Annotated in this window: 14 protein-coding genes; 6 read left to right on the forward strand and 8 right to left on the reverse strand. The window is 64.0% G+C overall.

Annotated elements, in window-relative coordinates; all coding sequences use genetic code 11:
* Positions 1 to 11: 11 nt before the first annotated feature.
* The 6 genes from FIV09_RS19045 (at position 12) to FIV09_RS19070 (ending at position 5,328) form a co-directional block, all read left to right on the forward strand.
* Entirely contained in the window at positions 12 to 635 is a 624-nt protein-coding gene (locus FIV09_RS19045) for a CDP-alcohol phosphatidyltransferase family protein (protein ID WP_152453067.1), read from the forward strand.
* Positions 632 to 1,843, forward strand: a complete 1,212-nt coding sequence (locus FIV09_RS19050; protein ID WP_152453069.1) for an ABC transporter substrate-binding protein — start codon at positions 632 to 634, stop codon at positions 1,841 to 1,843. Before FIV09_RS19045 ends, FIV09_RS19050 begins: the two co-directional genes overlap by 4 nt.
* Before the next feature lie 90 nt (positions 1,844 to 1,933).
* Positions 1,934 to 3,577: an ABC transporter permease gene (locus tag FIV09_RS19055; protein ID WP_254702371.1), complete on the forward strand. Its 1,644-nt coding sequence runs from the start codon at positions 1,934 to 1,936 to the stop codon at positions 3,575 to 3,577.
* Complete coding sequence (locus FIV09_RS19060) at positions 3,570 to 4,205, forward strand: ATP-binding cassette domain-containing protein (RefSeq protein ID WP_152453072.1); 636 nt, start codon at positions 3,570 to 3,572, stop codon at positions 4,203 to 4,205. Before FIV09_RS19055 ends, FIV09_RS19060 begins: the two co-directional genes overlap by 8 nt.
* A 57-nt stretch (positions 4,206 to 4,262) precedes the next feature.
* Positions 4,263 to 4,619, forward strand: a complete 357-nt coding sequence (locus tag FIV09_RS19065; protein WP_152453074.1) for a CidA/LrgA family protein — start codon at positions 4,263 to 4,265, stop codon at positions 4,617 to 4,619.
* Positions 4,612 to 5,328, forward strand: coding sequence for an LrgB family protein (locus tag FIV09_RS19070; RefSeq protein WP_152453076.1), 717 nt, complete (start codon positions 4,612 to 4,614; stop codon positions 5,326 to 5,328). Before FIV09_RS19065 ends, FIV09_RS19070 begins: the two co-directional genes overlap by 8 nt.
* Before the next feature lie 14 nt (positions 5,329 to 5,342).
* On the opposite strand, the gene FIV09_RS19075 is transcribed toward FIV09_RS19070, so the two are convergent.
* The 8 genes from FIV09_RS19075 to FIV09_RS19110 all read right to left on the reverse strand — a co-directional run bounded on the left by FIV09_RS19075 (position 5,343) and on the right by FIV09_RS19110 (position 10,861).
* Positions 5,343 to 5,771 carry a hypothetical protein gene (locus tag FIV09_RS19075; RefSeq protein ID WP_152453078.1) on the reverse strand — a complete coding sequence of 143 codons (429 nt, stop codon included), beginning with the start codon at positions 5,769 to 5,771 and terminating at the stop codon, positions 5,343 to 5,345.
* On the reverse strand, positions 5,768 to 6,391 hold the full coding sequence (locus FIV09_RS19080) for an ATP-binding cassette domain-containing protein (RefSeq protein ID WP_152453080.1): 624 nt from the start codon (positions 6,389 to 6,391) through the stop codon (positions 5,768 to 5,770). The genes FIV09_RS19075 and FIV09_RS19080 overlap by 4 nt, the downstream gene beginning before the upstream one ends.
* Positions 6,388 to 7,080: an ABC transporter permease gene (locus FIV09_RS19085; protein ID WP_152453167.1), complete on the reverse strand. Its 693-nt coding sequence runs from the start codon at positions 7,078 to 7,080 to the stop codon at positions 6,388 to 6,390. The genes FIV09_RS19080 and FIV09_RS19085 overlap by 4 nt, the downstream gene beginning before the upstream one ends.
* 68 nt (positions 7,081 to 7,148) lie before the next feature.
* A complete protein-coding gene (locus tag FIV09_RS19090) occupies positions 7,149 to 8,114 on the reverse strand; it encodes an ABC transporter substrate-binding protein (RefSeq protein ID WP_152453169.1) in 966 nt (321 codons plus the stop codon).
* Between the two features lie 158 nt (positions 8,115 to 8,272).
* Entirely contained in the window at positions 8,273 to 8,716 is a 444-nt protein-coding gene (locus tag FIV09_RS19095) for a cytochrome c family protein (protein WP_152453082.1), read from the reverse strand.
* A gap of 236 nt (positions 8,717 to 8,952) precedes the next feature.
* Positions 8,953 to 9,342 (reverse strand): type II toxin-antitoxin system VapC family toxin, encoded by a 390-nt coding sequence (locus FIV09_RS19100; RefSeq protein ID WP_152453084.1) that lies wholly within the window; start codon positions 9,340 to 9,342, stop codon positions 8,953 to 8,955.
* On the reverse strand, positions 9,339 to 9,566 hold the full coding sequence (locus tag FIV09_RS19105; RefSeq protein ID WP_152453086.1) for a type II toxin-antitoxin system Phd/YefM family antitoxin: 228 nt from the start codon (positions 9,564 to 9,566) through the stop codon (positions 9,339 to 9,341). Before FIV09_RS19105 ends, FIV09_RS19100 begins: the two co-directional genes overlap by 4 nt.
* Before the next feature lie 59 nt (positions 9,567 to 9,625).
* A complete protein-coding gene (locus tag FIV09_RS19110; protein ID WP_152453088.1) occupies positions 9,626 to 10,861 on the reverse strand; it encodes a replication initiation protein in 1,236 nt (411 codons plus the stop codon).
* Positions 10,862 to 11,083 lie beyond the last annotated feature (222 nt).

Below are 11,083 nucleotides of genomic sequence, written 5' to 3' on the forward strand. Positions count from 1 at the left end.
CTGAGACCAACATGCTCGACGCCCGCATCCGCCCGCTGATCGACCCGCCGCTTGACGCGGCCGGGCGGAAGCTTGCGGCGATCGGTGCGACCCCGAACGCGGTCACGCTGGCGGGTCTGGCGCTGGGGCTTTTGTCGGCGGGCATGATTGCCGCGGGCCTGACGCTCTGGGCGCTGGTGCCGCTCCTGGCCTCCCGGCTGGCCGATGGCCTCGACGGGGCCGTCGCGCGGGCGAGCCGCAAGACCGATTTCGGCGGATACCTCGATATCGCTTGCGATTTCCTGTTCTATGGCGCGGTGCCGCTGGCGTTCGTCCTGTTGGATCCCGCGCAGAACGGGCTGGCCGGGGCTTTCTTGCTGGCCGCCTTCTACTTCAACGGCACGAGCTTTCTGGGCTTTGCCATCCTCGCGGAAAAACGCGGGATGGAGACATCGGCCCAGGGCTCCAAATCGCTCTACTTCTCGAACGGGCTTCTGGAAGGGACGGAGACCATCGTGTTTTTCGTCATTCTCTGTCTGTTTGAAACTCATTTCGCGGCACTTGCGTGGGTTTTTGGCACGTTGTGCTATCTGACAGCCACGTTGCGCCTCTGGGCGGCACGCGGCATCTTTACCGACCTGAAGGAGACCTCATGACGTCCTTGAAAACCGCCCTTCCGCTTGTCGCCGCGATGAGCCTTGCGGCTCCCGCCTGGTCGCAGACCGACCCGTCCGATTGGGAGGCCGTGACCGCCGCCGCCGAGGGCCAGACCGTCTATTGGCACGCCTGGGGCGGATCGACCGCCACCAACGATTTCATCGCCTGGATCGGCGACAAGGTCGCGGAAGAGCATGGCGTGACGCTGGAGCACGTGAAGCTGTCCGATACCGGCGATGCGGTGACGCGGGTTCTGTCCGAAAAGCAAGCCGGCGCGGATGAGGACGGCGCGGTTGATCTGATCTGGATCAACGGGCCGAACTTCGCCGCAATGAAGGAGGCAGAGCTGCTCTTCGGGCCCTTCGCGGAGGCGCTGCCCAACTGGCAATATGTCGATGTGGACGGCAAGACGGTCCAGACGGATTTCACCGTTTCGACCGACGGCTATGAGGCCCCCTGGGCCATGGCACAGGTCGTGTTCATGCATGATACTGCGGACCTCGAAGCCCCCCTGCCCTCGGCCGAGTCGATCCTCGAATGGGCGCAGGCAAATCCGGGGCGGTTCACCTACCCGCAACCGCCCGATTTCCTGGGGACGACTTTCCTGAAACAGACGCTGATCGAGCTGACCGACGACAACGAGATCCTGTCGAAGCCTGAGAGCGAGGCGGATTTCCAGGCGGTGACCGCGCCGCTTTGGGACTATCTCGACGCGCTGACCCCCGTGCTCTGGCGCCAAGGTCAGGCCTACCCGTCGACCGGGCCCGCGCAATTGCAGCTCATGGCGGACGAGGAGATCGACCTCGCGATCTCCTTCTCGCCGGGGGAAGCCTCGACGGCGATTGCCAACAACCAGCTTCAGCCCAGCGTCCGGACCTTCGTTCTGGAAGACGGCACGCTCGGCAACGCGAGCTTCGTGGCGATTCCCTACAATTCGGGCTCGAAGGAAGGCGCGATGGTCGTGGCCAACGCCCTGATGTCGCCCGAAGCGCAGCTGCGCGCGCAGGATCCTGATATCCTGGGCTATGGCACGGTCCTGTCGATGGAGAAGCTGCCCGAAGCGGATCGCGCGGCGTTCGAGGCGCTAGATCTCGGCGTGGCGACGCTGTCTCCGGCGGAGCTTGGCACCGTGCAGCCCGAGCCGCATCCGAGCTGGATGACCCGCATCGGACAGGAATGGATCGAGCGTTACGGCGTCGTTCAGTAAGACGTGCCTGCCCGCATTTCGAACAGACGGAGCGGGGCTCGCCTCGGCATAGGCCCCGTTTCCGCGATACCGCCCATCACGATGCTGGTCATGCTGGGGCCTGTCGCTGCGGGGCTTGCGGGCACGCTGATCCCGGCATTCGGCTACCTGCCCGCCGCGGGCCTGACTGAATGGTCGCTGGATCCCTTCCGGTCGCTTCTGGAATGGCCGGGGCTTGTCCCCGCGATGCGGCTGTCGATCACCACGGGACTTCTGGCGACGATGCTGTCGCTCGCCGCGGTGACGCTCCTCTTCGCGGGATGGTCCGGGACGCGCGCGTTCCGACTGCTCGAGCGGCTGTTGTCCCCTCTTCTGTCGGTCCCGCACGCGGCGATGGCTTTCGGTCTTGCCTTCCTGATCGCCCCGTCGGGCTGGATTTCCCGCGCGCTGTCGCCCTGGGTCACGGGGTGGGAAAGACCCCCCGACCTGCTGATCGTGCAGGATGGATGGGGCCTTGCCATGGTTGCGGGTCTCGTCGCGAAGGAGATGCCGTTCCTGATGCTGATGGGATTGGCCGCGATGGGTCAGGCCGACGCGACGCGGCGCATGCGGGTAGCGCAAGCGGCGGGATATGGGCGCGTGACAGGCTGGCTCAAAACCGTGTTTCCGGCGATCTATGCGCAGATCCGCCTGCCGGTCTACGTGGTTCTGGCCTATTCAATGTCGGTGGTGGATGTGGCGCTGATCCTCGGGCCATCGACGCCACCGCCCCTTTCGGTGCAGGTGGTGCGCTGGATGGCCGATCCGGATCTTGCCATGCGTCTCACGGCCTCCGCAGCTGCGATGGTGCAGCTTGGGCTTGTCGTGGCGGCCCTTCTGCTTTGGCGGTGCGGAGAATGGGCCGTGGCCCGGATTGGCCTCGCCTGGATCGCGCGCGGCGGTCGCGGTCGATCGGCGGACCAGCTTCTCCGCCCGCTGGGCGTCGTCGCGGGTGGGTTTTCGGCGCTCACTGTCCTGGGCGGGATCGCCTGTCTTGCGGTCTGGTCCCTTGCAGGGTTCTGGGGTTTCCCCGACGCCCTGCCCCAGGGGCTCGATCTGCGCAGTTGGGCGCGCCACGGACCGAGCGCATGGGGGAGCGCCGGGGACACAGCATTGATCGCGGCGATCTCCACGGGGCTCGCCCTGTTCCTCGTGATCGGATGCCTCGAGACCGAGTACCGGCGCGGGCGCGCCCTGACACAGGCCGGGCTTTGGCTGGTCTACCTGCCGCTTGTGGTGCCGCAAATCGCCTTTCTGCCCGGATTGCAGACCTTGTTCCTGACCTTCGGTCTGACCGCCGGCATGGTCCCGGTGATCACCGCGCATCTGGTTTTCGTGCTGCCTTACGTCTTCCTGTCTCTCGGCGATCCCTGGCGCGCTTGGGAGCCGCAGAATGGCGTTGTCGCCCGCGCGCTCGGCACATCGCCCGCAGGCGTGCTTTGGCGGATACGCTTGCCGATGCTGATCCGTCCCATCCTGACCGCCACCGCGGTCGGCATCGCGGTGAGTGTCGGGCAATACCTGCCGACGCTCCTTGCAGGCGGCGGTCGGGTGGCCACGCTGACCACGGAGGCCGTGGCACTGGCATCGGGCGGCGACAGACGCGCGATCGGGGTCTACGGCGTGGCGCAAACGATGGCCGCGATGATCCCCTTCGCCGCCGCGCTGCTGATCCCCACGCTTTTGTGGCGCAATCGACGAGGCATGCATGGTTGACGGCCTGACGCTTGAGAACATCGCCATAACGCGCGGTGGCACACCCATCGTGTCCCTCGACCGGCATGTCGCGCCGGGCGAGGTTCTGAGCGTGATGGGGCCGTCGGGCGTCGGAAAATCGACGCTGCTGTCGCTGGTGACAGGCACGCTTGATCCGGTGTTCAGCTTTGCGGGGCGCGTTCTGCTCGACGGGACGGATATCACCCATGTCGCGCCGGAAGCCCGCAGGATCGGCATCCTCTTTCAAGACGATCTGCTGTTTCCGCATCTGTCGGTCGGGGCGAACCTGGCCTTCGGCCTCAGCCCCGGCGGTGGGCGCGGGGATCGCGCCCGGAAGATCGAGGACGCGCTGGAGGAAATCGGCCTGTCGGGCTTTGCTGACAGGGATCCGGCCACGCTGTCGGGCGGACAAAAGGCCCGGGTCGCCTTGATGCGGATGCTTCTGTCAGAGCCGCGCGCGCTTTTGCTCGACGAGGCCTTCTCGGGACTCGATGCGGACCGCCGCGAGCAGATGCGCAGGCTGGTTTTCGACCGAGCACGGGATCGCGGCCTTCCGGTCGTGATGGTCACCCATGACAGCGCCGATGCCGAGGCGGCGGGCGGACCGGTCGTGACGCTTGGCGGTTGAGGGCCAAAGCCGCCTGCTCTAGCCTCCGGTCGAGCGCGTTTAGACCGAGTTTCCCGGATGATCCAGAACATTGCCCTTCTGCTGCTGTTCCAGCTTGGCGGAGAGCTCGCATCGCGCGGCTTCGGGCTGCCGGTGCCCGGGCCGGTCCTCGGGCTCGCGGCACTGTTTGCCACTTTCATCGCCGTGCCGAAACTCGCCGACCGGATGCGGGAGACCACGTCGGGCCTTCTGTCGCATCTGTCGCTTCTATTCGTGCCGGCGGGGGTGGGCGTGACGGCGCATCTCGGCACCTTCGCCGAGAACGGCCTTGCCTTGGCCGCCGCACTCATCGTCTCCACCACCTTGGCAATCCTCGCCGGGGTCTGGGCGTTCATCCTGACCGCGAAACTGACCGGAGCGACGGGCGATGACTGATCCGTTCGAGCTCTGGTCCTATCTCGCGGAAGAGCCGCTCTTGTGGCTGACGGTGACGCTGGCCGCTTACGTCATTGCGGATCGCCTCGCGGAGGCCTTGAAGCGTCATCCGCTCGCCAATCCGGTCCTGATGGCCATCATCCTGATCGCGGTGGTTCTGACCGTGAGCCGCACACCGTTTCAGGCGTATTTCGAGGGCGCGCAATTCGTGCACTTCATGCTCGGCCCCGCAACCGTCGCGCTGGCGCTGCCGCTCTACGACAATCTCGGTCGGGTGCGGCGCACGTTGCTGCCCATGGTTGGAGCACTTCTGGCCGGGGCAATGACCGCAATCGCGAGCGCGCTGGGGATCGCTTATGCGCTTGGTGTACGCGGTGAGGCGCTCTTGTCGCTCGCGCCGAAATCCGCCACGGCGCCCGTGGCCCTTGGTGTGTCGGAGGCGATCGGAGGCGAGCCCACGCTGACCGCCGTTCTTGTCATCCTGACCGGGATCACCGGCGCCATCGTCGCGACGCCCATGCTGAACGCGATGCGCATCACCGACTGGCGCGCGCGCGGCTTTGCCGTGGGCTTGGCCGCGCACGGGATCGGGACCGCACATGCCTTCCGGGTCAATTCGACCGCGGGGGCCTTCGCGGGGATCGGCATGGGGCTGAACGCGATGCTGACAGCGCTTCTGGCGCCGCTGGTCATCGGCATGCTGTTCTAGCCCCCTGCCCTGCCCTATTTGATCGTGATCTCCACGCGCTGCGTGTCGCCGGTGGAGCCGGGGATCTTCAGCTCATACGTGCCCGGCTTGATCGCGACGAACTCGATTTCCATCTCGCCCGCCTCGTCGAATTCCACGGATTCGAGGCCGTAGGGGCGGATTTCCAACCCGTTGATGACGACCTCATTCACCCAGATCGCACGGAAGAAATCGGGACCAGTCAGGGCAAGCTCACCCGATCCGTCGGCTTCTATCTCGAGCTCGTAGACCTTGCCGGATTCGAGCGTGATCGGGCCCTCAGCGATGGGTTGACCGACCGAAAGCGTCAGCTCCGGCATCTCGCCGGAATTGCCGTTCGAGAGGATGCCCGCAAAGCCATAATCATGCGCCGTGGCGACAGTTCCAGACAGACAGAGCGCGAGGGCCATGGAAATGTGTTTCATGATTTCAGTTCCTGCGTTGCAATGGGAAAGGGTGCGAGCGACGCGGGATTGCCCCGCAATGTCAGGATCCGCGTCGCCAGACGACGCGCTTCGGTTTCAGAATGAGAGACAAACAGGGTTGCGGGCCGCGTCTCGGCGATCAGTTTCTCGGTCAGGGTCAGCATCGTCTCTGCGGTCGCCGGGTCCAATGAGACGAAAGGCTCATCCAGGATCAGCAATTCAGGCTCGGCCGCGAAGGCGCGCGCGAGGGCGAGACGCCGCTGCTGGCCGAGCGAGAGCTGTCCGGGAAAATCGCCGGCCTTGTTCGACAGGCCCACGCGTTCGAGGCAGGCCTGCGCCGCGGCATCGCCCAGCCCCGGATGTACGAGCGTGAGGTTTTGCAGAACGCTGCGCCAGGGCAGAAGCGTCGGCTCCTGGAAGACCATCGCGATACGGTCAGGCGTCGCGATGTGCCCGTCGAAATCCGTGTCGATGCCCGCGACGATCCGCAAAAGCGTCGATTTCCCGATGCCCGACGGGCCGGTGATCGCCACCGTCTCGCCCGGTGTAATGTCGAAAGCGACAAGCCCGAGGAGCGGTTGGTTACCGAAGCGCTTGGCGGTGACGGCGATCTCGATCATGCCAACCGCCAGCGGCGCACGCGCCGTTCCCAAGGCTGCAGAAGCGCCCATTCGACGACCAGCATCACGCAAATGAACGAGAGCGCATAGACCAGAACCATCGCCACATCGAAGAGCTGAAAATAGAGATGGATCTGAAAGCCCACGCCGGATGATCGGCCCAGGAATTCCACGACCAGCACGATCTTCCAGATCACCGCGACGCCGGAGCGCGCGGCCCCTGCGATGAACGGGGCCAGTTGCGGCAGCGTCACATGGCGCAGCCGGGTCAGCGGCGACAATCGGTAGACGCGCGCCATGGCGTCAAGCTCGGGGGATGTGGACCGCGCGCCTTCGCGGATCATGGTGGCCACATTTGGCACCTTGTTGAGCACGACCGCGACGATGGCCGCCGTCTCGTTTAGACCAATCCAAAGGTAACAGAGCACGATCAGTACGAGTGCCGGCAGGTTCAGGAACACCACCAGCCAAGGGTCGAGCCATTGGTTCACCCGCTCTGACCGACCCATCACGAGACCAAGGGCGATCCCGAGGACCATCGCCAGCGTAAAGGCCCAGGCCACGCGTATGAGCGTGCGACCGAGATGGTACAGCAACTCGCCCGAGGCAAGCTCCGCCCTGAGCGGATCAATCAGCGCATAGGGCTGCGGCAGGACCGAGGCATCCGCGGTCAATGCCGCGGCCCCCATCCACAGCGCAAGCAGCCCCACCAAGGACAGCGACGTGACCGCACGCTGATCCGGTCGGGGCGTCACGCCTATTCGACCTCCGCGAACAATCCGGCAGGCACTTGCGTTGCCTCGCCCACGAGGTCCGCCCCACCCAATTCGTTCATCAGGCTCAGAAACGCATTGGCCCCTTCAAGGTCGATCGGGCCGCGCGCAGGCGCGCCGGCGATCCAATCGGCTTTGAGTTGTTCGAACTGCGCGTCGGTCTTGGCATTCATGCGCGGACGGATTGCGTCCCATGCGGCCGGGTCGCTCAGCAACAGATCCTTCGCGTCGCGGGACGCATTGTAGAAGGCCTGCGCAATGCCCGGATTCGCGGCGACGAATTCATCCTTGAAGAAGTAGCCCAAGAGCGGCGTCTCGGGGTTGAGGCCCAGCTCAGTGGCCGCCGTCTCGACCGAGATCAGCTCGCGCATGCCTGCGGCTTTCATCTTGGCGAGGAAATGCCAGAAATTGATCGCGCCTGCATAATCCCCGCTAAGGCCGGATTTGAAGATCAGCGGCGGCGCGCCGTAGACCTGCTCGGTCTCGGCCTTCAGATCGAAATCGTATTGCTTCTGCGCATAGGCCCGCAGGATCAGCCAGGATTTGTCGAGCGGACCGCCGGCGATGCCGATCTTGCCGCCGGCAAGGTCCTCCAGCGTCTCGGCATCGCTGCCCTCGGGGACCACGACACTGCCCACGGCCTTGGAGTACGGCACAAATGTGTAGTCCTGCCCCCCTGCCCGCTGGCGCGCCACCCATATCCAGTCGGCCACCGCCATGTCGGCCTCGTCGCCCGCAACAGCGACGCGCGTCGCGCCGTTATCGGCGAAGGGCATGATCTCAAGCTTGAAGCCGTGCTTCTCGTCGAGGCCATTCTCGACGATGGTCGCCAATTCCCAATTGACTGTCCCGATCTTGAGAACCGCGCCCCGGATCGTCGGCAGATCTTGCGCGGCGGCGGTGCTGGCAAGCACGATAACGGTAAGTGTCGCCCAAAGGCGTTTGTATATGGCTGTCACTGGATCCTCCCTTGCCGAGCGGCGAGCTCGGTTCGGGATGAGAGTGACACATGACCGGCCGTGGGGAACTGCGACCTTTGGGGGAGAGGCAGCAAAACGCCCGGCCCACGCGATGGTGGACCGGGCGGTCTGATCCGTCTCGGGATCTTTTATTCGGTGGTGCGGGTGCCGTCTGCGTTAAAGGTCGCAAGATAGGCGATCACGTCATTGCGCTCCTCTTCCTTGCGCAGACCGGCGAAGGACATCTTGGTGCCGGGCGCCCATTCGCGCGGGTTCTCAAGGAAGGCCGCGAGCGTTTCGGGGTTCCAGACGACGCCTTCGGCGTTCTTTTCCATCAGGACGTCGGAATAGCGGAAGCCTTCGACAGCCCCGACCGTGCGACCCAAAACGCCGTTCTGCTGCGGACCCACGCGGTTCTGCGCGTCTTCACCGACCATGTGGCAGGCCTGGCACTTGCGGTAGACGCGCTCTCCGGCTTCGGCGTCGCCCACGATCTCGAATTCCATTTCGCCTTCGGTGGAATGGCTTTCCGCCACGGCAAACCCTGCGGGCAGTGCAAACAGGCAGGTAGCTGCGAGAAGTTTCTTAAGCATGATCATCCTTTCTGACCTTGATAATCCAAGGACACCGCTGCGGTCTTCGCCTTCAGGTCGTGATCCTCCCTTTCGACAAATCGGCACCGGCCCTCTTTCATCCATGCGCCAGCACAGCTTAGTTCAGAATACGCGCTTGGCCATGCCTTCCTTGGTGCCATAGCGGCATTCTTCCAGCGTTGTCAGCGAGAAACGGCACGGCTTCCCAAAGCAAAGACTTGCGGGCGATGGTCGATTTACCAGAAAGTGCGCAGTCCGGATCGCGTCGCGAAGGCACGATCCATGGTCACGAGCGTCAGATCCAGCACCTCAGCCGTCGCGGCTAGAATACGGTCGAACGGATCGCGATGCGGCCAATCCATGACCCCGGCATGGAGCGATATTTCAGCCGTCAATGTCGCTTCCCGCGTCCCGTCCCGGCCAACAAGCTCTGCAAAGCGGGTCAGGAGCGGCGCGGCCTCGGGCCATTTGCCGATGCGCACCTTCTGGGCAATCTCGAACGCGCTGATCGGGCTGATGAAGATTTCGTCCGCCTGTTCGAGGGTCTGCAATGTCGCAACCGGCATGCGGCTGCGATCGAGATGGAGAAATGCCCAGGCATGCGTGTCGAGCAGATATCGGCTCATCGCCCTTCCCAGAGATCCAGATCGTCCTCATCCATGGGTTCGAGAAAATCAGGGATGTGCGTGACCTCGCCCTCAAGAAGGCCAAACTCGAATTTCGGCTTCTGGAACGGCACGATGCGCGCAACGGGGTCCTTGCCGCGCGCGATCACGACCTCCTCACCGCGCAGAGCGGCTTCGATCAGCTTGGACAACTGGGTCTTGGCGGTGTGGACATTGACCTGCATGACATGCCTCCGGGACGCATGGCTAACTTAGCCAACCTCCAGTCTCTTTTCAAGCCGCCTCAGGTTAGATCTTCGAAGGCGCCCGGCACCATTTCGTCCCAGAACCGCACGATGGCGGAGCGATTTGCGGCACTATCCCAGCCTGATTTGCCGAAATCCGCCCGCAGAGCTGCATCCTTCAGCCGCGCGAGGAACAGCCGTTTATCGGCATCGCGTTGCGTCGGGCTGCGATCCGCCACGAGCGCGCGGATACGGTCGAGTTGCTTGGTGCGCAGCGCGCGCATCTCGTCCAGCGATCCGATATCGGCGTTCGACGGCGCGGCGTCCGAGCCATCCGCGGGCTTGTAATCGTCGCGAATTGCGGCCGTCAGGTAGCGCACCGGGCTCTCGATCCCCTCGCGCCCGGCGAGGTAGTCGAGCTTTTCGTTCACGTAGGCCTCGCCATGTTGCGCGATCCATTGCCGCGCCAGCCGGTCGCTGACCCCGACCGCGATCAAACGGCGATAGGTGAGGCCCTGCCTTATCCCCTCCCCGTCATCGATGTTCAGAAGACCAAGCTGCGGGTTCTCCTTGATCTTGAAACGCAGCTCCACGACCTGACGGCCCATCTTGCGAAACTCTGGCTCGAGCAGGATGTTCGACGTCTTGTTCACCTCCGCCACGGCAGGTTTGATGACCTTGGCGTTGAGATGCTTGAAGCTGTCGTAATAGGCAGAGCCATCGACCCCCATGAGGCGCCGGAACAGCTCGATCGGCCACCATCCGGTCGAGCCTGTCCGGACGAAGCGGTAACAATTCTCGTAGAGCGCCAGCGCATGGCCGGAGGTGAAGCGGCGCTGGATATTGAGGTTGATCAGCGCGAAGACCTTGGGGTCGTGCAGCTTCTCGGCCAAAGCCGGTGAATAAGCGTATTCGCAAATTCCGCCCTTGAGCTTGGCGTAAGAGAGCAGCGAAGACACACCCCATTCCTGGCGCCCCTGCTCGTCGAGCATGTCCCACTCGGCCGTCGTCTCTGCAAGGCTGCGTAGAGACTGTTTCAGCGTCTCCATATCATTGGAATTGTAGCCCACCATCAGGCACAGCGTCCGCGCGTCGATCTGGTGCTTCGGCCGCGAGATGAGCGTGTCATAGGCGTTGAGCAGAAGAACGTTGGACAGCTTGCGCTGCAGCAATGTCAGTTTGCCCGACACATGGATCGCTGCGACGTTCTTCTTGACCGAAGGCCGTCTGAGCGAGCCTGTCAGCTTGTCACGGGGAATATCATCCCCGGATTCCGATTGGGTAAGATCCCGCATCGCCCTGCCCGTTCTCAATGTCCTGATATGGCGCCCGTTTTCGAGTCGCCCTGCCTCGGGAACAGGATGACCGAAAAGGCGCCCCCGCACAATTGTCTTGTGGGTACCTTAAATTCGAGGGTTCTTCCTCGGAAACGCATCCTGCAAACGGGTCCCTAATCCCGGGTTGCCGGAAGGTCGGCACTTCGAAGGGAACCCGTATACGGTACGGCCCCATTCGCG

Source organism: Roseivivax sp. THAF197b, assembly GCF_009363255.1.
GTDB lineage: Bacteria > Pseudomonadota > Alphaproteobacteria > Rhodobacterales > Rhodobacteraceae > Roseivivax.

Coding starts and splice junctions, on each gene's coding strand:
- FIV09_RS19045 (WP_152453067.1), top strand. CDS start 12: ATGCTCGACGCCCGCATCCGCCCGCTGATCGACCCGCCGCTTGACGCG.
- FIV09_RS19050 (WP_152453069.1), top strand. CDS start 632: ATGACGTCCTTGAAAACCGCCCTTCCGCTTGTCGCCGCGATGAGCCTT.
- FIV09_RS19055 (WP_254702371.1), top strand. CDS start 1,934: ATGCTGGGGCCTGTCGCTGCGGGGCTTGCGGGCACGCTGATCCCGGCA.
- FIV09_RS19060 (WP_152453072.1), top strand. CDS start 3,570: ATGGTTGACGGCCTGACGCTTGAGAACATCGCCATAACGCGCGGTGGC.
- FIV09_RS19065 (WP_152453074.1), top strand. CDS start 4,263: ATGATCCAGAACATTGCCCTTCTGCTGCTGTTCCAGCTTGGCGGAGAG.
- FIV09_RS19070 (WP_152453076.1), top strand. CDS start 4,612: ATGACTGATCCGTTCGAGCTCTGGTCCTATCTCGCGGAAGAGCCGCTC.
- FIV09_RS19075 (WP_152453078.1), bottom strand. CDS start 5,771: ATGAAACACATTTCCATGGCCCTCGCGCTCTGTCTGTCTGGAACTGTC.
- FIV09_RS19080 (WP_152453080.1), bottom strand. CDS start 6,391: ATGATCGAGATCGCCGTCACCGCCAAGCGCTTCGGTAACCAACCGCTC.
- FIV09_RS19085 (WP_152453167.1), bottom strand. CDS start 7,080: ATGGGGGCCGCGGCATTGACCGCGGATGCCTCGGTCCTGCCGCAGCCC.
- FIV09_RS19095 (WP_152453082.1), bottom strand. CDS start 8,716: ATGCTTAAGAAACTTCTCGCAGCTACCTGCCTGTTTGCACTGCCCGCA.
- FIV09_RS19100 (WP_152453084.1), bottom strand. CDS start 9,342: ATGAGCCGATATCTGCTCGACACGCATGCCTGGGCATTTCTCCATCTC.
- FIV09_RS19105 (WP_152453086.1), bottom strand. CDS start 9,566: ATGCAGGTCAATGTCCACACCGCCAAGACCCAGTTGTCCAAGCTGATC.
- FIV09_RS19110 (WP_152453088.1), bottom strand. CDS start 10,861: ATGCGGGATCTTACCCAATCGGAATCCGGGGATGATATTCCCCGTGAC.